This is a genomic window from Clostridium tertium (assembly GCF_017873245.1).
Taxonomy (GTDB): domain Bacteria; phylum Bacillota; class Clostridia; order Clostridiales; family Clostridiaceae; genus Clostridium; species Clostridium tertium.
Genome location: NZ_JAGGJY010000005.1, coordinates 167753 through 186304 on the forward strand (window position 1 = coordinate 167753; position 18552 = coordinate 186304).

At 34.0% G+C, this 18552-nt stretch carries 35 protein-coding genes; all 35 read right to left on the minus strand.

The genetic code is table 11. The annotated features are described in order from the left end of the window. Window positions 1-3: 3 nt before the first annotated feature. A complete protein-coding gene (locus J2Z25_RS08085) occupies window positions 4-864 on the minus strand; it encodes an energy-coupling factor transporter ATPase (protein WP_209739658.1) in 861 nt (286 codons plus the stop codon). After that, the gene (locus tag J2Z25_RS08090) at window positions 849-1694 is read right to left on the minus strand and encodes an energy-coupling factor transporter ATPase (RefSeq protein WP_099345685.1); all 846 of its coding nucleotides are present in this window, start codon (window positions 1692-1694) and stop codon (window positions 849-851) included. Before J2Z25_RS08090 ends, J2Z25_RS08085 begins: the two co-directional genes overlap by 16 nt. Before the next feature lie 203 nt (window positions 1695-1897). Further along, window positions 1898-2239 carry a 50S ribosomal protein L17 gene (gene rplQ, locus J2Z25_RS08095; protein ID WP_008681157.1) on the minus strand — a complete coding sequence of 114 codons (342 nt, stop codon included), beginning with the start codon at window positions 2237-2239 and terminating at the stop codon, window positions 1898-1900. Between the two features lie 14 nt (window positions 2240-2253). After that, window positions 2254-3201: a DNA-directed RNA polymerase subunit alpha gene (locus J2Z25_RS08100; protein ID WP_097033900.1), complete on the minus strand. Its 948-nt coding sequence runs from the start codon at window positions 3199-3201 to the stop codon at window positions 2254-2256. Window positions 3202-3303: 102 nt separating this feature from the next. Next, the gene (gene rpsD, locus J2Z25_RS08105; RefSeq protein WP_111928616.1) at window positions 3304-3924 is read right to left on the minus strand and encodes a 30S ribosomal protein S4; all 621 of its coding nucleotides are present in this window, start codon (window positions 3922-3924) and stop codon (window positions 3304-3306) included. A 23-nt stretch (window positions 3925-3947) separates the two neighbouring features. Then, window positions 3948-4340 (minus strand): 30S ribosomal protein S11, encoded by a 393-nt coding sequence (rpsK, locus tag J2Z25_RS08110; RefSeq protein WP_008681161.1) that lies wholly within the window; start codon window positions 4338-4340, stop codon window positions 3948-3950. A gap of 15 nt (window positions 4341-4355) precedes the next feature. Further along, window positions 4356-4721, minus strand: coding sequence for a 30S ribosomal protein S13 (gene rpsM, locus J2Z25_RS08115; RefSeq protein ID WP_008681163.1), 366 nt, complete (start codon window positions 4719-4721; stop codon window positions 4356-4358). A 220-nt stretch (window positions 4722-4941) separates the two neighbouring features. Beyond that, window positions 4942-5055, minus strand: coding sequence for a 50S ribosomal protein L36 (gene rpmJ, locus J2Z25_RS08120; RefSeq protein ID WP_016205879.1), 114 nt, complete (start codon window positions 5053-5055; stop codon window positions 4942-4944). A gap of 44 nt (window positions 5056-5099) precedes the next feature. Beyond that, entirely contained in the window at window positions 5100-5318 is a 219-nt protein-coding gene (gene infA, locus J2Z25_RS08125) for a translation initiation factor IF-1 (protein ID WP_008681165.1), read from the minus strand. 7 nt (window positions 5319-5325) lie between these two features. Next, on the minus strand, window positions 5326-5637 hold the full coding sequence (locus J2Z25_RS08130) for a KOW domain-containing RNA-binding protein (protein ID WP_008681166.1): 312 nt from the start codon (window positions 5635-5637) through the stop codon (window positions 5326-5328). Window positions 5638-5688: 51 nt separating this feature from the next. Further along, window positions 5689-6438, minus strand: a complete 750-nt coding sequence (map, locus tag J2Z25_RS08135; protein ID WP_008681167.1) for a type I methionyl aminopeptidase — start codon at window positions 6436-6438, stop codon at window positions 5689-5691. After that, window positions 6438-7088 (minus strand): adenylate kinase, encoded by a 651-nt coding sequence (locus J2Z25_RS08140; RefSeq protein WP_008681168.1) that lies wholly within the window; start codon window positions 7086-7088, stop codon window positions 6438-6440. Before J2Z25_RS08140 ends, map begins: the two co-directional genes overlap by 1 nt. A 22-nt stretch (window positions 7089-7110) precedes the next feature. Further along, window positions 7111-8385, minus strand: coding sequence for a preprotein translocase subunit SecY (gene secY, locus J2Z25_RS08145; protein ID WP_008681169.1), 1275 nt, complete (start codon window positions 8383-8385; stop codon window positions 7111-7113). A gap of 1 nt (window position 8386) precedes the next feature. Then, window positions 8387-8827 (minus strand): 50S ribosomal protein L15, encoded by a 441-nt coding sequence (gene rplO / locus J2Z25_RS08150; protein WP_008681170.1) that lies wholly within the window; start codon window positions 8825-8827, stop codon window positions 8387-8389. Window positions 8828-8848: 21 nt separating this feature from the next. Beyond that, a complete protein-coding gene (gene rpmD, locus J2Z25_RS08155) occupies window positions 8849-9028 on the minus strand; it encodes a 50S ribosomal protein L30 (protein WP_008681171.1) in 180 nt (59 codons plus the stop codon). A gap of 12 nt (window positions 9029-9040) precedes the next feature. Then, window positions 9041-9538 (minus strand): 30S ribosomal protein S5, encoded by a 498-nt coding sequence (gene rpsE / locus J2Z25_RS08160; protein WP_008681172.1) that lies wholly within the window; start codon window positions 9536-9538, stop codon window positions 9041-9043. 19 nt (window positions 9539-9557) lie between these two features. Next, complete coding sequence (gene rplR / locus J2Z25_RS08165; protein WP_008681173.1) at window positions 9558-9920, minus strand: 50S ribosomal protein L18; 363 nt, start codon at window positions 9918-9920, stop codon at window positions 9558-9560. A 20-nt stretch (window positions 9921-9940) separates the two neighbouring features. After that, window positions 9941-10483 carry a 50S ribosomal protein L6 gene (rplF, locus tag J2Z25_RS08170; protein WP_008681175.1) on the minus strand — a complete coding sequence of 181 codons (543 nt, stop codon included), beginning with the start codon at window positions 10481-10483 and terminating at the stop codon, window positions 9941-9943. A gap of 63 nt (window positions 10484-10546) precedes the next feature. Beyond that, window positions 10547-10945, minus strand: coding sequence for a 30S ribosomal protein S8 (gene rpsH / locus J2Z25_RS08175; protein WP_008681176.1), 399 nt, complete (start codon window positions 10943-10945; stop codon window positions 10547-10549). A 31-nt stretch (window positions 10946-10976) separates the two neighbouring features. Continuing rightward, window positions 10977-11162, minus strand: a complete 186-nt coding sequence (locus tag J2Z25_RS08180) for a type Z 30S ribosomal protein S14 (protein ID WP_008681179.1) — start codon at window positions 11160-11162, stop codon at window positions 10977-10979. A 15-nt stretch (window positions 11163-11177) separates the two neighbouring features. Further along, complete coding sequence (rplE, locus tag J2Z25_RS08185; protein ID WP_008681180.1) at window positions 11178-11720, minus strand: 50S ribosomal protein L5; 543 nt, start codon at window positions 11718-11720, stop codon at window positions 11178-11180. Window positions 11721-11742: 22 nt separating this feature from the next. Next, window positions 11743-12057, minus strand: coding sequence for a 50S ribosomal protein L24 (gene rplX / locus J2Z25_RS08190; protein WP_008681182.1), 315 nt, complete (start codon window positions 12055-12057; stop codon window positions 11743-11745). A 17-nt stretch (window positions 12058-12074) separates the two neighbouring features. Beyond that, window positions 12075-12443 carry a 50S ribosomal protein L14 gene (gene rplN / locus J2Z25_RS08195; protein WP_008681183.1) on the minus strand — a complete coding sequence of 123 codons (369 nt, stop codon included), beginning with the start codon at window positions 12441-12443 and terminating at the stop codon, window positions 12075-12077. Between the two features lie 28 nt (window positions 12444-12471). Then, a complete protein-coding gene (rpsQ, locus tag J2Z25_RS08200; protein WP_008681184.1) occupies window positions 12472-12726 on the minus strand; it encodes a 30S ribosomal protein S17 in 255 nt (84 codons plus the stop codon). A gap of 22 nt (window positions 12727-12748) precedes the next feature. After that, entirely contained in the window at window positions 12749-12961 is a 213-nt protein-coding gene (gene rpmC, locus J2Z25_RS08205; RefSeq protein ID WP_008681185.1) for a 50S ribosomal protein L29, read from the minus strand. Further along, window positions 12961-13395, minus strand: coding sequence for a 50S ribosomal protein L16 (gene rplP, locus J2Z25_RS08210; protein WP_008681186.1), 435 nt, complete (start codon window positions 13393-13395; stop codon window positions 12961-12963). Before rplP ends, rpmC begins: the two co-directional genes overlap by 1 nt. 17 nt (window positions 13396-13412) lie before the next feature. Beyond that, window positions 13413-14081: a 30S ribosomal protein S3 gene (rpsC, locus tag J2Z25_RS08215; protein ID WP_008681187.1), complete on the minus strand. Its 669-nt coding sequence runs from the start codon at window positions 14079-14081 to the stop codon at window positions 13413-13415. Window positions 14082-14100: 19 nt separating this feature from the next. Next, on the minus strand, window positions 14101-14436 hold the full coding sequence (rplV, locus tag J2Z25_RS08220; RefSeq protein WP_008681188.1) for a 50S ribosomal protein L22: 336 nt from the start codon (window positions 14434-14436) through the stop codon (window positions 14101-14103). A gap of 21 nt (window positions 14437-14457) precedes the next feature. Continuing rightward, window positions 14458-14742: a 30S ribosomal protein S19 gene (gene rpsS, locus J2Z25_RS08225; protein WP_008681189.1), complete on the minus strand. Its 285-nt coding sequence runs from the start codon at window positions 14740-14742 to the stop codon at window positions 14458-14460. Between the two features lie 68 nt (window positions 14743-14810). Further along, window positions 14811-15644 (minus strand): 50S ribosomal protein L2, encoded by an 834-nt coding sequence (rplB, locus tag J2Z25_RS08230; protein WP_142691647.1) that lies wholly within the window; start codon window positions 15642-15644, stop codon window positions 14811-14813. A 64-nt stretch (window positions 15645-15708) separates the two neighbouring features. Continuing rightward, window positions 15709-15999 carry a 50S ribosomal protein L23 gene (rplW, locus tag J2Z25_RS08235; RefSeq protein ID WP_008681192.1) on the minus strand — a complete coding sequence of 97 codons (291 nt, stop codon included), beginning with the start codon at window positions 15997-15999 and terminating at the stop codon, window positions 15709-15711. Then, complete coding sequence (gene rplD, locus J2Z25_RS08240; protein ID WP_008681193.1) at window positions 15999-16619, minus strand: 50S ribosomal protein L4; 621 nt, start codon at window positions 16617-16619, stop codon at window positions 15999-16001. The genes rplW and rplD overlap by 1 nt, the downstream gene beginning before the upstream one ends. Window positions 16620-16643: 24 nt before the next feature. After that, on the minus strand, window positions 16644-17273 hold the full coding sequence (gene rplC, locus J2Z25_RS08245) for a 50S ribosomal protein L3 (protein WP_008681194.1): 630 nt from the start codon (window positions 17271-17273) through the stop codon (window positions 16644-16646). A 78-nt stretch (window positions 17274-17351) separates the two neighbouring features. Beyond that, window positions 17352-17660 (minus strand): 30S ribosomal protein S10, encoded by a 309-nt coding sequence (rpsJ, locus tag J2Z25_RS08250; protein ID WP_008681195.1) that lies wholly within the window; start codon window positions 17658-17660, stop codon window positions 17352-17354. Between the two features lie 622 nt (window positions 17661-18282). Then, window positions 18283-18552: EF-Tu C-terminal domain-related protein (locus J2Z25_RS08255; protein ID WP_483413792.1), on the minus strand; the 270-nt coding region annotated here is incomplete at its 5' end.

Below are 18552 nucleotides of genomic sequence, written 5' to 3' on the forward strand. Positions count from 1 at the left end.
CCCCTAGCTCTTAACTTCCTTTAATATTCTTAGTAGTTCTTTTTTTCCTTGCTTTATAGTATAAATTTCATCTGAGACATTAAAACCTCTTCTTTTTAATTCTCTCATAAGGTAAGTTACTTGTGGAACCGCAAGTCCTATATTTTCTAATGTTTCGACTTCCTTAAACACTTTAGCTGGTGTTCCTTCTAAAGCTACTTCTCCCTTATTCATAACTATTATTCTTTCAGCAAGCTTACCTACATCCTCCATACTATGACTTACTAATATTATTGTCATCTTATATTCATAATGTAAAACTTTTATTTGCTCTAAAATATCATCTCTACCTTTTGGATCCAACCCTGCTGTCGGCTCATCTAATATAAGGACTTTAGGCTCCATAGCAATTACACCAGCTATCGCTACCCTTCTCTTTTGTCCTCCGCTTAAATCAAAGGGTGATTTATTTCTATAAGTATCATAATCTAGCCCTACCATTTCCATAGATCTTTTTACTCTTTTTGTTATCTCATCATCAGATAACCCTAGATTCCTTGGTCCAAATTCTATATCTTTTTCTATAGTCTCTTCAAATAATTGATACTCTGGATATTGGAATACTAATCCTACTTTTTTCCTAATATCAGTAAGCTTTACCCCATCTTTTGTAATATCTTCCCCATCTACTACTATTCTTCCTGATGTAGGCTTAAGTAGTCCATTCATATGCTGAATTAATGTAGACTTACCAGAACCAGTATGGCCAATAAGTGCAACAAACTCACCTTCATTTATTTCTATATTAACATTGTTTAAAGCCACTTTTTCAAAAGGTGACTTAGGCATGTATACATGTACTAAATTCTCTATTTTAATTGACATAACGCATTCACCATCTCATCTACATTTAAAATATTTGTATCTATATCTATACCATTATTCTTTAATTCATAGCAAAGTTCAGTTACTTGAGGAACATCTAGACCTATCTCCTTCATTTGCTTTACATTAGAAAATACTTCTCTTGGATTTCCCTCTAAAATTATCTTTCCATCATCCATAACAAGAACCCTATCTGCCTCAGCAGCTTCATCCATATAATGAGTTATGAGAACTATAGTAATTCCATACTTCTCATTTATTTCTTTAATATTATTTAAGACTTCTCTTCTTCCTGAAGGATCTAACATTGCTGTAGGTTCATCAAAAATTATGCATTCTGGTTTCATAGCTAAAATTCCAGCTATTGCAATTCTTTGTTTTTGTCCACCTGAAAGCAAATGAGGTGCATGTCTTCTATACTCATACATTCCAACTTTTTTTAAACTTTCATCTACTCTTTTTCTTATTTCTTCTGGAGGAACCCCTAGATTCTCCGGCCCAAAAGCAACATCTTCTTCAACTATAGTTGCTACTAATTGATTATCTGGATTTTGAAAAACCATTCCTGCTTTTGCTCTTATCTCCCATAAATTATTAGGATCCGATGTATCTAAACTATCTACAATTACAGCACCTTCAGAAGGAACAAGTAATGCATTCATATGTTTAGCTATAGTGGATTTTCCTGATCCATTATGGCCTAAAACTACTAGAAATTCACCCTTTTTAACTTCAAAGCTAACTCCATTTACAGCGTATCTTTCCTCTTCTCCCTCATGCACTCTATATTTAAAAGATACATCATTGCATTTAATCATTGTTTCTTTCATATATAGCCCTCCTTTTATTGCTTAACTTTTATCTTAAATATTATATAAAAGCTTATTAGTGTATATACATTTAACATAAGAATATTATAATATACATTTGCTTAATTACAATTACTTTATAATAAATTTATAAGATCTTATATAATATTTAATTTTGAATATGTAAAAATGGGGACTAAGTTATAAACTTAATCCCCTGTATATTATACTAATTCAAGTATAACAACTTCTGCTCCGTCCCCTCTTCTTGGACCTTTTTTGTACATTCTAGTGTATCCACCATTTCTTTCTGCGTACTTTGGAGCAACATTGTCAAATAGGTTTTGAACTACTTCTTCTTCATTAACAAAAGCTAAAACTTGTCTTCTAGCGTGAAGGTCACCTCTTTTTGCTAAAGTGATCATCTTTTCAGCTAATTTTCTAGTTTCCTTTGCTCTTGTTTCAGTTGTTTCTATTTTACCATGCTTTAAAAAGCTTGTAACAAGGCTTCTTAGCATAGCTCTTCTTTGGTCAGTAGGACGACCTAATTTACGATAACCTGCCATGTGGATTTACCTCCTTACTCATCGTTTAGTCTTAATCCTAAGCCTAATTCCTTAAGCTTTCTTTCGACTTCCTCTAAAGATTTCTTTCCTAGATTTCTTACCTTCATCATGTCATCCATTGATTTTCCAGCAAGTTCTTGAACTGTATTTATTCCAGCTCTCTTTAAACAGTTATATGATCTAACTGATAAATCTAGCTCTTCTACAGTCATTTCTAGTACTTTCTCTTTTTTGTCTTCTTCTTTTTCTATCATTATCTCTACATCATTAGTACTATCTCCTAATGACATAAATAGTTTAAAATGTTCTATAAGAATTTTTGCTGATAAGCTTATAGCTTCATCAATCTTTATAGTTCCATTAGTCCAGATTTCTAAAGTTAATTTATCGTAGTCAGTAATTTGACCTACTCTTGTATTTTCAACAGTGAAATTAACTCTTTTTACTGGTGTATAAATTGAGTCAACAGCTATAGCTGATAATGGAAGGTCTTCACTCTTATTTTTATTTTGAGTAACATATCCTCTTCCTCTATTAACTGTAATCTCCATATATAACTTAGCATTATCATCTAATGTAGCAATATGAAGATCCTTGCTTACAACTTCAACATCTCCATCAGTTTTGATATCTGCACCTGTAACTACTCCTGGTCCTTGAGCATCTATATATATTGTCTTTGGACCTTCACCATTCATAATTAATGCTAAAGATTTAATGTTTAATATTATTTCTGTAACATCTTCTTTAACACCTTGTACAGTTGAAAATTCATGTAGTACTCCATCTATCTTTACTGATGTTGGAGCTGCACCTGGAAGTGATGATAAAAGTATTCTTCTTAGAGCATTTCCAAGAGTTATACCATATCCTCTTTCTAACGGTTCAACTACATATTTACCATAAGTACCATTCTCATTTGCTTCTATACATTCTATTATTGGCTTTTCGATTTCTAACATGCACAAACCCTCCTTATATTTTAAATGGCAACATTATTCTGAGGGCAACTGCTTATATATTTGTATTGTAAGAAAAATCTTAACAATACAAATACTAAACTATTACTTGCTGTATAACTCAACGATAAGAGTTTCATTAACTGGAACGTCAATATCTTCTCTTGATGGTTCAGCAACTATTTTACCTGAATAATTTTCAACATTTGCTTCTAACCACTTTGGTAAAGTCTTTGGATTTTCAATAAATGTCTTGAATTTTTCAGTTCCTCTGCTCTTTTCTGTAACTGTTATTTCATCGTTAACAGAAACTCTGTATGAAGGAATGTCAACTTTCTTACCATTTACTAAGAAATGTCCATGATTAACTAATTGTCTAGCTTCAGCTCTTGAAGCACCATAACCTAGTCTGTAAACAACGTTATCTAATCTCATTTCTAATAACTTAAGTAAGTTTTCACCTGTAATACCCTTCATATGATCAGCCTTTTCATAATAAGCTCTGAATTGGCTTTCTAATACTCCGTATATTCTTCTAGCTTTTTGCTTTTCTCTTAATTGTACGCCGTAGTTAGATAATTTTTTCTTAGCTGCTCCATGTTGTCCTGGTGCATAACTTCTTCTAACAAAAGCACATTTATCTGTATAACATCTATCCCCTTTAAGGAATAATTTCATACCTTCTCTTCTACATAATCTACATGTAGCTCCAGTATATCTTGCCATTAATTACACCTCCTATATGAATACTAGACTCTTCTTCTCTTTGGTGGTCTACATCCGTTGTGTGGGATTGGAGTAACGTCTTTAATTAGAGTTACTTCTAATCCTGCCGCTTGTAAAGATCTTATAGCCGCTTCTCTTCCAGCGCCTGGTCCCTTTACATATACTTCTATACTCTTTAATCCGTGTTCCATAGCTGCTTTAGCTGCTGTTTCTGCTGCCATTTGAGCTGCGAATGGAGTACTCTTTCTTGATCCTCTGAAGCCTAAAGCTCCTGCGCTTGACCATGATAAAGCATTCCCTGCCGCATCAGTTAAAGTAACTATTGAGTTATTGAAAGTTGATTTGATGTGTGCAGCACCATGCTCAACGTTCTTTCTTTCTTTTCTTCTTCTAGTCTTTTTAACTTTTTGAGCCATCGAATTCCCTCCTCACTACTTCTTCTTATTTGCGATAGTTTTCTTTGGACCTTTTCTAGTTCTTGCGTTAGTCTTAGTCTTTTGACCTCTAACTGGAAGACCTTTTCTATGTCTTATTCCTCTGTAACATCCAATTTCTACTAATCTTTTAATATTTAAAGCAACTTCTCTTCTTAAGTCACCTTCAATTGTTAAAGTCTTTACGTATTCTCTGATTTTTGTTACTTCTTCTTCTGTAAGATCTCTAACTCTTGTGTCAGGATTAACTCCTGTTTCTGCTAAAATCTTATGTGAAGTAGAAAGTCCTATACCGTATATATATGTTAGACCTATTTCAACTCTTTTTTCTCTTGGTAGGTCTACGCCTGAAATTCTTGCCATTAAAACTTACACCTCCTGATATTGAAATGCATACAACTTTAATTATATGTGTGTATTTTATATATAAAATCCTAGGTCAGTAGAGGATAGCTCTACTGTCAGCCGCACCTAAAATTTATCCGCTTATTTAAATGCCTATATAATCATATTTGACTTTAAGTGAAAAGTCAATAAATTTTACATAGTAAAATAATACTTTTTTGCCTATACTTTGATTGTATTAGCCTTGTTTTTGCTTGTGCTTAGGATTTTCACAGATAACCATTACTTTTCCTTTTCTTCTTATAATCTTGCACTTTTCGCAAATAGGCTTAACTGATGGTCTTACTTTCATAGCTAACCCTCCTTGTAAAACTTCATGGTAGTCTTTTACTACCTTTATTTAGCTCTCCATGTAATTCTACCTCTTGTTAGATCGTATGGAGAAAGTTCTATTGTAACCTTATCTCCTGGTAGAATTCTTATGAAGTTCATTCTTAATTTTCCTGATATATGTGCTAGAATCTTGTGACCACTCTCTAGTTCAACTTGGAACATAGCATTTGGTAGTGATTCTAGTACTGTACCTTGCATTTCTATTACATCATCTTTTGACATAAGGTAATCAACCCTCCTTAACAATGCCTTTAAGTTTTAGAAATCTTTTTATTTTTAAATCAGTACCTCTATCTTTTGATATGATAGATGCTTTAATCTCATCATCTACATCCTCTAAAACATTTATATGTTTTAAATTCTTTTTTTTAGGCATCTGAACTGTTTTAGTGCTCCCATTACTAAGAATTACATAATCATCACTTAAATGACCTATTATCACATATAAATGATTTTTATCTCTTCCTGTTTTTGAAAGAACCATTTTCCCAATTAAGTCATTGTTTTGCAAACTTTTCACCTCGATGATTACCTTAGCCATAAATCTACAAGCCACCTTTTGGTATCATGCGAATTTATAACTAAGCAACACTTATTTAATCAGTGTTAATATTTCGGGTCCATCTGGTAAAATTACAATAGTATTTTCGTAGTGTGCCGATAGACTTCCATCACTAGTTACTACAGTCCAGTCATCATTTAATGTTTTAACTTTATAGCTTCCTAAATTAACCATAGGCTCAATGGCTAAAGCCATTCCTTGAGCCAACTTTGGCCCTCTACCAGGCTTACCAAAATTAGGTACGTCTGGATCTTCGTGTACAACTCTACCTATACCGTGTCCTACGAAATCTCTTACTACAGCGAAACCTGAAGCTTCTATGTAGCTTTGTATTCCATGTGATATATCAGTAAGTCTGTTGCCAACCTTAGCATATTCTATGCCTTTAAAGAAACTTTGTTCTGTTACTTTAATTAACTTATTAGCTTCTTCACTAACATTTCCTACTGCAAATGTTCTTGCAGCATCTCCGTGAAAGCCATTAAGATAAGCGCCACAGTCTACACTAACAATATCTCCATCTTTTAATACATAACCTCCTGGGATCCCATGAACTACTTGCTCGTTAACAGATATACATAGTGAAGCTGGAAAACCATATAGCCCTTTAAACGAAGGCTTTGCTCCATGCTTAGTTATAAATTCTTCTGCTATCCTGTCTATTTCAGCAGTAGTTATTCCTGGTCTTACTTTTTCTTCAACTAGTAGTAACGTTTCTGCTACTATTCTACCTGCTGATCTCATTAGGTCAATTTCTTTGTTGTTTTTAATGATTATCATTATTCAACGCTCCCTAAGATATTACAGATACCTTCGAATACTTCATTAATAGCTTTTGTTCCGTCTACAATTGAAAGTAAGTTTCTTTCTTTATAAAAATCAATCAGTGGTTGTGTCTGTCTCTCATACACATCAAGTCTTTCAGATACAGTTTCTTCTGTATCATCTTTTCTTTGGATTATATCACTTCCACAAACATCACATTTTCCTGTAATAGTTGGTGGATTAAATTTTATATGATAGCTAGCTCCACATGATGGACACACTCTTCTACCTGTCATTCTTTCTAATATAAATCCAGTAGGTACTTCAATTAGTAAAGCTGTATCAAGATTTTCATTTCTTTCAGAAAGAAATTCTTGAAGTGCTTCTGCTTGATTAACTGTTCTTGGGAACCCGTCTAATAAGTAGCCATTTTTACAGTCATCTTGTTGCAGTCTATCTTTTACCATATTAATAGTAACTTCATCTGGTACTAACTGTCCTTTATCGATGTGCTTCTTAGCTTCTACACCTAATGGAGTGTTTTCAGAAATATTCTTTCTAAAAATATCCCCAGTAGAAATATGTGGTATTGAGTATCTATTACTAATTGATTTTGCCTGTGTTCCCTTTCCTGCTCCAGGAGGACCTAATAATACTATCTTCACGGGCATCATCTCCATTATTAATCTATTTTAAGAACCCTTGATAATGTCTCATTACTAATTGTGAGTCTAATTGTCTTGAAAAATCAAGGCCAACCCCAACCATAATTAATAATGATGTACCACCAAACTGAATTCCTTGTAATTGTGTATTTGAAATTAATATTGGTAGTATTGCTAGTAAAGCAGCAAATACTCCTCCAACTAATGATACTTTAGTAAGTACTTTTTCAAAATACTTTTCAGTTGCATCTCCCGGTCTTATTCCTGGTACAAATCCAGCTGACTTATGCAGATTTTCTGCCATTTCATCAGGTTTAAATGTGATTTGTGTATAGAACCAAGTAAAGAAAATAGTTAATACTGAATAAACTACTGGATACATCCATGTCTTTTCATTAAATATACTATACTTATTACTTGTTATCCATATTGCCCAGTCATAATTTGGAAAGAATTCTGCAATTGTTTTAGGGAACATCATAACTGACATAGCAAAAATTATTGCTATAACAGCTGATCCAATTATACTTAAAGGTATGTGAGTACTTTGTCCTCTCATAACTTTATTTCCAACAGCTTTACCAGCATATTGGACTGGAATTCTTCTTTCTGCTAATGAGAAGAATATTACTACTCCTAATAATACAATTGCAAAAACTACAAATAGTAAAATTTCTATTATAGTAATTTTTCCTTGATCCTTTAATGTAAATAATGACATTAAAGTTATTGGTAACTGAGATACTATATTCACGAATATTAATATGGATATACCATTTCCAAAACCTTTAGCTGTGATTTGATCACCTAACCACATACAGAATGTTGAGCCTGCAACTAGTGCCACTAATACAACAAGGACTCCAGTCCATTGCATTCCAACTGCTGCACCCTTTGCTGCAACCATACTATATGTTCCAAAAGCAAGAATAAATCCTATAACTATTGATAATATTCTCGTTATCTTTTGTATCTTCTTTCTGCCTTCTTCCCCTTCTTTAGAAAGTTGTTCTAAAGATGGTATTGCTATAGTCAATAATTGAACTATTATCGAAGCATTAATGTATGGTGTTACACTTAAAGCAAATATACTAAATTGTCTAAATGCTCCACCAGATAATAAATCATAGAAACCAAATATAGTTCCACTACTAGCTAAATCTTTTAGTACATTTGTGCTAATTCCAGGAACAGGAATATGCGTTCCTATCCTGAAAATTGCAACTAAAAATATAGTCCATATAAATCTCTTTTTTAATTCGGGAACCTTCCAGGCATTACGTAGGGTTGATAGCATACTAAATCACCTCAACTTTTCCTCCAGCTGCTTCTATCTTTTCAGCCGCTGATTTTGAGAACTTACATCCTTTAACAGTTAGGCTCTTCTCTAATGTCCCATTTCCTAAAATCTTAACTCCATCTTTTACTTTGTTGATAACTCTTCTTTCAAGTAAAACTTCTGGTGTTATTTCTGTTCCATTTTCAAATATATTTAATCTATCAACATTGATACTAACATATTGTTTAGCAAATATATTTGTAAATCCTCTCTTAGGAAGTCTTCTGTATAATGGCATTTGACCACCTTCAAATCCTGGTCTCACTCCACCACCTGATCTAGCATTTTGGCCTTTTTCACCTTTTCCGGCATTTCTACCTAAACCTGAACCAGTACCTCTACCAACTCTCTTTGGAGCTTTCTTACTTCCTGCTGCTGGTTTTAATTCATGAAGTTTCATTACTCAATGCACCTCCTCTTATTAAACTTCTTCTACTTTTAGTAGATAGTCAACTTTGTTGATCATTCCTCTGATTTGAGGAGTTTCTTCATGTTCTACTGTCTTACCGATCTTTTTAAGTCCAAGGGCATGTGCAGTAGCAATATGGTCTTTCTTTCTTCCAATTAAACTCTTTACTAGAGTAACTTTAATCTTTGCCATTGCTTTTCCCTCCTAACCTAAAATTTCTTCTACAGTTTTGCCTCTTAATTTAGCTATATCTTCAGCTGTTCTTAAGCTTGCTAAACCGTTAATTGTAGCATTAACCATGTTTTTAGGATTGTTTGAACCTAATGACTTAGCTCTAACATCCTTTAATCCTGCTAATTCTAATACGGATCTTGCTGGACCTCCAGCGATAACCCCTGTACCTTCTTTAGCTGGCATTATAAGAACCTTACCAGTTCCGAATTTTCCATATATTTGATGAGGAACAGTTGTTCCAACTATTGCAACACTTACTAAATGTTTCTTAGCGTCTTCTATTCCTTTTTTAATTGCTTCTGGGATCTCTATTGACTTACCCATTCCAACGCCTACGTGTCCGTTTTCGTCACCTACAACTACTAAAGCGCTGAATCTGAAGTTTCTACCACCCTTAACAACCTTAGTTACTCTGTTTATGTTAACAACCTTTTCCTTAAGGTCTAGTGTGCTAGGATCGATTCTCATGTATTTCCCTCCTTGTTTATTAGAATTTTAAGCCTGCTTCTCTTGCAGCTTCAGCTAAAGTTTGAACTCTTCCGTGATATACGTATCCACCTCTGTCGAATACAACTTCTGAAATTCCTTTTTCTAAAGCCTTCTTAGCTACTAATTCACCAACCATTTTAGCCGCTTCTTTGTTTCCACCTGCTTTTGCATCGAATGCTTTATCTAAGCTTGAAGCTGAAACTAAAGTTACTGAATTAACATCATCTATAATTTGAGCATATATGTTTTTTTCACTTCTATATACTGAAAGTCTTGGTCTTTCAGGAGTACCAGAAATTTTCTTACGTACTCTTAGGTGACGTCTTTCTCTACTAGCTTTTCTGTCTACCTTTTTGAACATAAAGATTTCACTCCTTTCTATTATTTCTTACCAGTTTTACCTTCTTTACGTCTGATTACTTCGTTATCATATTTAATTCCTTTACCCTTATATGGTTCAGGTTTTCTCCATGATCTTATATCAGCCGCAGCTGCTCCAACCTTTTCCTTATCGATACCCTTAACAACAACTTTAGTTGCAGCTGGAGTTTCGAAAGTTACACCTTCGATTGGTTCTATTTCAACTGGATGTGAATATCCTAAGTTCATTACAAGCTTCTTACCTTGTAATTGAGCTCTGTAACCAACACCAATTAGTTCTAAGCTCTTTTCAAATCCTTTTTCAACTCCGATTATCATGTTGTTGATTAACGCTCTAGTTAAACCATGAAGAGCTCTGTGCTCTTTTTGATCGCTAGGTCTAGTTACAACAACTTGGTTGTTTTCAACTGCTATATTCATGTCTTTATTCATAGCTTTAACAAGTTCGCCCTTTGGACCCTTAACTGAAACAACGTTATCTGCTGAAACAGCTACAGTTACGCCTGCAGGTATAGCTATAGGTAATCTACCTACTCTTGACATAATCGCACCTCCTGTTTTACTTGTTCTGATATATGTTAATCTAGTTACTTTCTACTTTGGAAATTACCAAACGTAGCAAACTACTTCTCCGCCTAATCCAGCTTTTCTTGCTTCTCTATCAACTAATAAACCAGTTGAAGTTGATATTATAGCAATTCCTAGTCCACTTAGTACCTTTGGAATTTCATCTTTCTTGCAGTAAACTCTTAGTCCTGGTTTAGATATTCTCTTTATACCAGTTATAACTCTTTCTTTATCTGCGCCATATTTAAGAGATATTCTTAACATTGGAACAACACCATCGTTATATTCCTCTAATTCTTTAATATATCCCTCTTGTAATAATATATTTGCAACAGCCTTCTTCATATTTGATGAAGGAACTTCTACTACTTCATGTCTTACAGCATTTGCATTTCTAATACGTGTTAGCAAATCTGCGATAGGATCTGTCATAACCATTTAATGTGCCTCCTTTCACTACATCAGTTTCTTACCAACTTGCTTTCTTACAACCAGGGATTTGACCCTTATAAGCAAGTTCTCTAAAACATATACGGCAAATACCGAACTTCTTTAATACTGAATGTGGTCTTCCACATATTCTGCATCTTGTATAAGCTCTTGTTTTATATTTAGGTTCTTTTTTCCACTTTTCAATAATAGCCTTACGTGCCACGGTTTTCCCTCCTTATTATTGAGCAAATGGCATACCAAGGAATCTTAATAATTCTCTTGCTTCTTCGTCAGTGTTAGCTGTTGTTACGAAGATAATATCCATTCCTCTAACCTTATCGATTTTATCGTATTCAATTTCTGGGAATATTAATTGCTCTTTTACTCCTAGTGAGTAGTTTCCTCTACCATCAAAAGCTTTGCTTGAAACTCCTCTGAAATCTCTAACTCTTGGAAGAGCAATAGCCATTAACTTATCAGCAAATTCATACATCTTTGCCTTTCTTAATGTAACCTTACATCCTAAAGCCATGTTTTCTCTTATCTTAAAGTTAGCAACTGATTTCTTTGCTCTAGTTAAGATTGGCTTTTGACCTGCAATTATGCTTAAATCATTAACTGCAGCTTCTAATATTTTTTGATTGTCCTTAGCTTCTCCAACTCCCATGTTGATAACTATCTTTTCAAGCTTTGGAACTTCCATTATATTTTTATATCCGAACTTTTCAATCATAGCTGGAATTACTTCTTTTTGATACTTCTCTTGAAGTCTTGTTGTCATAATTAGTACCTCCTTTCAGATTCTAGAATGTTTCTCCACACTTCTTACAAACTCTAACCTTAGTACCGTCTTCTAAGATTTTGTTACTAATTCTTGTAGCGTTTTTACACTTTGTGCAGTATAACATAACTTTTGAGCTGTATATAGCTCCTTCTCTTTCAATTATTCCACCTTGAGCATTAGCTCTAGTTGGCTTTTGGTGCTTTTTAACTATATTAACTCCTTGAACAATAACTTTGCCTGTTTTAGGATTTACTTTTAAAACTTCACCAGTTTTTCCTTTATCTTTACCTGAAACAACTACAACTGTGTCGTTCTTTCTAACATGTACCTTCAAATGAGACACCTCCTCTATTATAGAACTTCAGGTGCTAATGATAAAATCTTGTTAAATTCGTTATCTCTTAGCTCCCTAGCAACTGGTCCGAAGATACGAGTTCCTCTTGGTTGCTTATCATCCTTTATAATAACAGCTGCATTTTCATCAAACTTAATGTATGAACCATCAGCTCTTCTTAATCCTCTAACTGATCTAACTATAACAGCTTTTACAACGTCTCCTTTTTTAACAACTCCGCCTGGTGTTGCACTTTTAACGCTAGCAACTATTACATCTCCAATGTTACCGAACTTTCTCTTTGATCCGCCTAAAACTCTTATGCACATTATTTCCTTTGCACCTGAGTTATCTGCTACCTTTAGTAAGGTTTGTTGTTGTATCATTGAATTACCCTCCTTTCAGTCTTAAAGCCTATTTAGCTTTTTCAACTATTTCAACAAGTCTCCATCTCTTATCTTTAGATAATGGTCTAGTTTCCATAATTAAAACTCTATCATTCATTTTAGCTTCATTGTTTTCATCATGAGCTTTAAACTTAGTTGTTCTATTAACTGTTTTTCCATATAATGGGTGTCTAACCTTAGTTTCAACAGCAACAACTATTGTCTTATCCATTTTATCTGAAACAACTCTACCTATTTTTTTCTTTCTTAATCCTCTTTCCATTAAGAGTTACCTCCTTTCAGATTTACTGCTCGAAAGCCCTGATCTCTTCTTCTCTTATGATGGTTTTGATTTGGGCTATAGATTTTTTTACTTCTCTTATTCTCATAGGATTTTCTAATTGACCTGTAGCTAATTGGAATCTTAAGTTGAATAACTCAGCCTTAAGGTCATTTAATTTAACCTTTAAATCTTGAGGATTATTTGCTCTTAATTCTTTTAATTCTCTAGCCTTCATTATTCTTCACCACCCATTTCCTCAAAATCTCTTCTTGTAACGAATTTACACTTTACAGGAAGCTTGTGTGATGCAAGTCTCATAGCTTCTCTTGCAACTTCTTCATTAACTCCTGATAGTTCGAATAAAACTCTACCAGGTTTAACTACTGCTACCCAATATTCTGGTGAACCCTTACCTGAACCCATTCTTGTTTCAGCTGGCTTCTCAGTTACTGGCTTATCTGGGAAAATCTTTATCCAAAGTTTTCCTCCTCTTCTGATATATCTGTTTATAGCAATTCTGGCAGATTCTATTTGATTACTAGTTATCCAACCACAAGTTGTAGCTTGAATACCAAAATCTCCGTATGCAAGGAAATTACCTCTTGTAGCTTTTCCTTTCATTCTACCACGTTGTACCTTACGATGCTTAACTCTCTTAGGCATTAACATGACTAATTCCTCCTTTCTTATGCGTTAACTTCTTCCTTCTTTTCAACTTTTTTAGTTGGAAGAACTTCTCCATTATAAACCCAAACTTTTACACCGATCTTTCCATAAGTTGTATCAGCTTCAGCAAATCCATAATCGATATCTGCTCTTAAAGTTTGAAGTGGAATTGTTCCTTCATGATATTGTTCAGTTCTAGCTATTTCAGCTCCACCTAATCTACCTGAGCAAGCTGTCTTAACACCTTTAGCTCCAAGTCTCATAGCTCTTTGGATGCTTTGTTTCATAGCTCTTCTAAATGATACTCTTTTTTCTAATTGTGCAGCTATATTTTCTGCCATTAATTGAGCATTTGCTTCAGCATTTTTAACTTCAACTATATTTATTAATAAGTTTTTGTTATCAGTTACTTTAGCTAATTTAGCTTTTAAAGCTTCTATTCCTGCTCCACCTTTTCCAATTATTACACCTGGTTTAGCAGTATATATATTTAACTTAACTCTCTTAGCAGCTCTTTCGATTTCAATCTTTGAAATACCAGCTGAGAAAAGTTCTTTCTTTACGAATTCTCTGATTTTGTTATCTTCTATTAGATTGTCTGCGAAGTTCTTCTTTGAAGCATACCATTTAGCATCCCAATCCTTGATAACTCCTACTCTAAGTCCGTGAGGATGTACTTTTTGACCCACTTGATTTCCCTCCTTCTTTCTAAGCTCTTTCTTTAACTACAAGTGTTATATTACTTGTTCTTTTGTTAATTCTAAATGCTTTTCCGTGATCCATTGGTCTAAATCTCTTTAGTGTTGGACCTGCACCAACGAATGCTTCTGCTACATATAATCTTTCTACGTCCATTTCATGATTATTTTCTGCATTAGCAACAGCTGATTTTAAAACTTTATTTATAACAACAGCTGCATCTTTTGGAGTATATTGTAAAATAGCGAAAGCCTCTTGAATATTTTTTCCTCTTATTAAATCAAGAACTACTCCTACTTTTGTTGGAGACATTCTAACATATTTAGCTATAGCTCTAGCTTCCATTTATGTTCCTCCTTTCCGGGATTACTTTCTTTTTCTTGCTGCTTTTTCGTCATAATCGTGTCCTCTGTAAGTTCTTGTTAATGCGAACTCACCAAGCTTGTGTCCTACCATATCTTCGCTAACGAAAACTGGAACATGCTTTCTTCCATCGTGAACAGCAATTGTATGACCAATCATTTGTGGGAATATTGTTGAACTTCTTGACCAAGTCTTAACAACCTTCTTATCTCCACTAGCATTCATTTCTTCAATTCTCTTTAAAAGTCCTTCATGTACAAAAGGCCCTTTTTTTGTTGATCTACTCACTATAATTTGCCTCCCTTCATAATCTATAGGCTGACAAGCCATGAAGAGAAATTTAGATTCTCTTCATGCTACTTATCGTTTCTTCTCTTTATTATGAATCTGTCAGAATACTTCTTATTCTTTCTTGTCTTGTATCCAAGTGCTGGTTTACCCCATGGAGTAACTGGACTTGGTCTACCGATTGGTGATCTACCTTCACCACCACCGTGAGGGTGATCGTTAGGATTCATTACAGAACCTCTAACTGTAGGTCTCCATCCCATGTGTCTCTTTCTACCTGCTTTACCGATATTGATTATATCGTTAGTAGTATTTGAAACAGTACCGATTGTAGCTCTACATTCGATTCTTACATATCTCATTTCGCCTGAAGGTAATCTTAGTGTTGCATAGTTACCTTCTTTAGCCATTAATTGAGCTGTAGTACCAGCTGATCTTACCATTTGAGCTCCCTTACCAACTTGTAACTCAACGTTATGAACGAAAGTACCTACTGGTATGTTCTTTAATGGAAGAGCGTTACCTGCTTTAATATCAGCTTCTGGTCCTGAAACTATAACATCTCCAACTTTTAATCCAACTGGAGCAATTATATATCTCTTTTCACCATCAGCATATACAACTAATGCAATGTATGCTGTTCTATTTGGATCGTATTCTATTGTAGCAACCTTTGCTGGAACACCATCCTTATTTCTCTTGAAATCTATTATTCTATATTTTCTCTTAGCTCCACCACCGTGGTGTCTAACAGTTATTTTACCTTGAGCATTTCTACCACCGCTTTTGTTTAAAGAAACAAGAAGTGATTTTTCAGGTGTACTTGTTGTTATTTCTTCAAAAGTAGCCATTGTCATTTCTCTTCTTGATGGGGTAGTTGGTCTAAACTTTTTAACTGCCATGTAAATTCCCTCCTTACTTTAAGCTTCTCTGGCACTTATGTACCAATAATACGCTTTATTTGCGTTATTGCATTCCTTCAAAGAATTCGATATTCTTGCTGTCTGCTGTTAAAGTAATAACAGCTTTCTTGAAGTCTGCTCTCTTTCCTACATGTACGCCCATTCTCTTTGTTTTTCCCATAGTTCTTATTGTTTGAACTTTTTCAACCTTAACGCCGAAGATTTCTTCTACAGCTTTCTTAATTTGAACCTTGTTTGCATTAATTTGAACTATGAAAGTGTACTTTTTGTCTGCCATAGCAGTCATACTCTTTTCAGTGATAACAGGCTTTCTTATGATATCATAGCTTGTCATTATGCGTACACCTCCTCGATTTTTGATACAGCATCCTTAGTTATGATTAATTTCTCAAACTTTAATAAATCATAAACATTGATGTTGTTAACTGGCATGATTTGTACATCAGCAATATTTCTAGCTGATTTGTAAAGTACTTCATTAGATTCTCCAGTTATTATTAAAGTTTTCTTTGCATCAAATGCTTTTAAAACTTCAACCATTTTCTTAGTCTTTGGAGCTTCGAATGCTAATGTTTCTAACACTACCATTTGTCCGTCTTGAACCTTGCTAGTTAATGCAGATTTCATAGCTACTCTTCTCATGCTCTTTGGCACTGACATTCTGTAATCTCTTGGCTTTGGTGCGAATACTATACCACCTTTGATCCATTGTGGAGCTCTAATAGAACCTTGTCTTGCTCTACCAGTTCCTTTTTGTCTCCAAGGCTTGATTCCGCCTCCTCTAACCTCAGCTCTTGTCTTAGCTGATTGAGTTCCTTGTCTCTTGTTTGCTAATAAAGCAACAACAACTTGATGCATAGCATCAGTGTTAACTTCAACTCCGAACACATTATCATTTAATTGGATATCTCCAACTTGTTTTCCTTCTTGATTAAATAATCCTACTGTAGGCATCCTGTTTCCTCCTTTCTACAGAAATTAAGCTTTAACTGCGTTTCTTATTACTACTGTACCTTTGTTAGGTCCTGGGATACCACCCTTGATTAGTATTAAGTTCTTCTCAGCTATAACCTTAACTACTTCTAAGTTTAATACTGTTGTGTTAACAGCTCCCATATGTCCTGGCATGTTCTTGTTCTTGAAAGTTCTTGATGGATCTGATGAAGCACCCATTGAACCTACTGCTCTGTGGAACTTAGAACCGTGAGTCATTGGTCCTCTGTTAGCATTCCATCTCTTGATAACACCTTGGAATCCCTTACCTTTAGAAACTCCAGATACATCAATTTTGTCTCCAGCTTCAAATAAATCAGCCTTTATTTCTTGACCAACTTCATAAGCTGAGCAATCTTCTAATCTGAACTCTTTTAATTTTCTCTTTAATGAAACTCCTGCTTTAGCATAGTGTCCCTTCTTTGGCTTGTTAACTAATTTTTCTCTAACGTCTCCAAAACCTACTTGTATTGCTTCATAACCATCTTTTTCGATAGTTTTCTTTTGAACAACAACACATGGGCCAGCTTCTACTACTGTTACAGGAACTACTTTTCCGTTAGCATCGAAAATTTGAGTCATTCCTATTTTCTTTCCTAATATAGCTTTTTTCATGTATTTACACCTCCTAAACGTATTAGCGGATTGTTTAACAATCATAACCGTTCAAACTGTTTATTTAATAAGTATTAACTATAGCTTTATTTCGATATCCACACCTGCTGGTAAGTTTAATCTCATTAATGCATCAACAGTTTTTGGTGATGGATTAACGATATCGATTAATCTCTTGTGTGTTCTGATTTCGAATTGCTCTCTTGAATCTTTGTATTTGTGAACAGCTCTTAATATAGTAACAACATCTTTTTCAGTTGGTAGTGGTACTGGACCTGCAACCTTAGCTCCTGTTGATTTTGCTGTTTCAACAATTTTTTCAGCTGATTGATCTAATATATTGTGATCAAAAGCCTTTAATCTGATTCTTATTTTTTGTTTTGACATCTTGGTTTCCCTCCTTTTCATGTACGCTTTACTTCTAACGCACAACAGCGGATGTTCTATAAACTGCTCCACGTGTTTCATACTTAATCACATGGTTTTACAAAACCCCTGTCGTCGGATTCTAGATCCTAACATACTCATCAAGAATTAACCCGGAAGTCCGGCAACCTCCTGACTCATCGCTGTTTGCTATACAACTTCTTTATTATACTATGTTTAAATAGCCTTTTCAAGAGTTTTTTGGCCTTTTTTGATAAAATTTAAAGTATATTCGAATAATATTTTTCAAATATAATTCCTTTTGCAAATATATTTTATATTTGTTTTTATATTTTATCAACATATTTTTTCTTGTAATTTTTGCCGAACTTTATTCCTTATTATGATTATTAACCTATTGCAATATATTAATCATTTACAAAGAAATTTAAATATTTTATTTGAATTTCTTTAATATATTAATTTTATTAAATGTTCAACTTATTAAATTGCAACTACATACTCAATATATTCTTTTATATTTTATATTATATTGGCTTTTACATAATAAAAAGAGAGCAAAGGCGTCCCCTTACTCTCTGAATGTGATCACATTTTTATTTAATTTATATTATAGAAATTATTACTCGATTATGCTAGTAACAACTCCTGAACCTACAGTTCTTCCACCTTCTCTGATAGCGAATCTTAATCCTTCATCCATAGCTACTTGAGTGATTAATTCAACGTTCATATCAATGTGGTCTCCTGGCATAACCATTTCCATTCCATCTGGTAACTTGATTGAACCAGTAACATCTGTTGTTCTGAAGTAGAATTGTGGTCTGTATCCATCGAAGAATGGAGTATGTCTTCCACCTTCTTCTTTTTTAAGTACGTATACTTGACCTAC

What these genes read in the sequence shown, in the direction of transcription:
- rplD (WP_008681193.1), bottom strand. Translation starts at nt 16,619, where the DNA reads ATGCCTACAGTAGGATTATTTAATCAAGAAGGAAAACAAGTTGGAGAT.
- rplV (WP_008681188.1), bottom strand. Translation starts at nt 14,436, where the DNA reads ATGGAAGCTAGAGCTATAGCTAAATATGTTAGAATGTCTCCAACAAAA.
- J2Z25_RS08130 (WP_008681166.1), bottom strand. Translation starts at nt 5,637, where the DNA reads ATGGCTAAGGTAATCATCGAGGTGAAAAGTTTGCAAAACAATGACTTA.
- rpsE (WP_008681172.1), bottom strand. Translation starts at nt 9,538, where the DNA reads ATGAGAATCGATCCTAGCACACTAGACCTTAAGGAAAAGGTTGTTAAC.
- infA (WP_008681165.1), bottom strand. Translation starts at nt 5,318, where the DNA reads ATGTCAAAAGATGATGTAATAGAAATGCAAGGTACAGTACTAGAATCA.
- secY (WP_008681169.1), bottom strand. Translation starts at nt 8,385, where the DNA reads ATGCTATCAACCCTACGTAATGCCTGGAAGGTTCCCGAATTAAAAAAG.
- rpsJ (WP_008681195.1), bottom strand. Translation starts at nt 17,660, where the DNA reads ATGTCAAAACAAAAAATAAGAATCAGATTAAAGGCTTTTGATCACAAT.
- rplB (WP_142691647.1), bottom strand. Translation starts at nt 15,644, where the DNA reads ATGGCAGTTAAAAAGTTTAGACCAACTACCCCATCAAGAAGAGAAATG.
- rplP (WP_008681186.1), bottom strand. Translation starts at nt 13,395, where the DNA reads ATGTTAATGCCTAAGAGAGTTAAGCATCGTAAGGTACAACGTGGTAGA.
- rplN (WP_008681183.1), bottom strand. Translation starts at nt 12,443, where the DNA reads ATGATACAACAACAAACCTTACTAAAGGTAGCAGATAACTCAGGTGCA.
- rplC (WP_008681194.1), bottom strand. Translation starts at nt 17,273, where the DNA reads ATGAAAAAAGCTATATTAGGAAAGAAAATAGGAATGACTCAAATTTTC.
- rpsQ (WP_008681184.1), bottom strand. Translation starts at nt 12,726, where the DNA reads ATGGAAAGAGGATTAAGAAAGAAAAAAATAGGTAGAGTTGTTTCAGAT.
- J2Z25_RS08090 (WP_099345685.1), bottom strand. Translation starts at nt 1,694, where the DNA reads ATGAAAGAAACAATGATTAAATGCAATGATGTATCTTTTAAATATAGA.
- rpsH (WP_008681176.1), bottom strand. Translation starts at nt 10,945, where the DNA reads ATGGTTATGACAGATCCTATCGCAGATTTGCTAACACGTATTAGAAAT.
- rplR (WP_008681173.1), bottom strand. Translation starts at nt 9,920, where the DNA reads ATGTTCAAAAAGGTAGACAGAAAAGCTAGTAGAGAAAGACGTCACCTA.
- rplF (WP_008681175.1), bottom strand. Translation starts at nt 10,483, where the DNA reads ATGTCAAGAGTAGGTAGATTACCTATAGCTATACCTGCAGGCGTAACT.
- map (WP_008681167.1), bottom strand. Translation starts at nt 6,438, where the DNA reads ATGATAATCATTAAAAACAACAAAGAAATTGACCTAATGAGATCAGCA.
- rplO (WP_008681170.1), bottom strand. Translation starts at nt 8,827, where the DNA reads ATGAAACTTCATGAATTAAAACCAGCAGCAGGAAGTAAGAAAGCTCCA.
- rplQ (WP_008681157.1), bottom strand. Translation starts at nt 2,239, where the DNA reads ATGGCAGGTTATCGTAAATTAGGTCGTCCTACTGACCAAAGAAGAGCT.
- rplE (WP_008681180.1), bottom strand. Translation starts at nt 11,720, where the DNA reads ATGACAACAAGACTTCAAGAGAAGTATCAAAAAGAAGTAATTCCAGCT.
- rpsM (WP_008681163.1), bottom strand. Translation starts at nt 4,721, where the DNA reads ATGGCAAGAATTTCAGGCGTAGACCTACCAAGAGAAAAAAGAGTTGAA.
- rpmD (WP_008681171.1), bottom strand. Translation starts at nt 9,028, where the DNA reads ATGGCAAAGATTAAAGTTACTCTAGTAAAGAGTTTAATTGGAAGAAAG.
- J2Z25_RS08085 (WP_209739658.1), bottom strand. Translation starts at nt 864, where the DNA reads ATGTCAATTAAAATAGAGAATTTAGTACATGTATACATGCCTAAGTCA.
- rpsK (WP_008681161.1), bottom strand. Translation starts at nt 4,340, where the DNA reads ATGGCTCAAAAAGTTAAAAAGACTAGAAGAAGAAAAGAAAGAAAGAAC.
- rpmC (WP_008681185.1), bottom strand. Translation starts at nt 12,961, where the DNA reads ATGAAGGCTAGAGAATTAAAAGAATTAAGAGCAAATAATCCTCAAGAT.
- rpsD (WP_111928616.1), bottom strand. Translation starts at nt 3,924, where the DNA reads ATGGCAAGATATACTGGAGCTACATGTAGATTATGTAGAAGAGAAGGT.
- rpmJ (WP_016205879.1), bottom strand. Translation starts at nt 5,055, where the DNA reads ATGAAAGTAAGACCATCAGTTAAGCCTATTTGCGAAAAGTGCAAGATT.
- rplW (WP_008681192.1), bottom strand. Translation starts at nt 15,999, where the DNA reads ATGACAAGCTATGATATCATAAGAAAGCCTGTTATCACTGAAAAGAGT.
- J2Z25_RS08100 (WP_097033900.1), bottom strand. Translation starts at nt 3,201, where the DNA reads ATGTTAGAAATCGAAAAGCCAATAATAGAATGTATAGAAGCAAATGAG.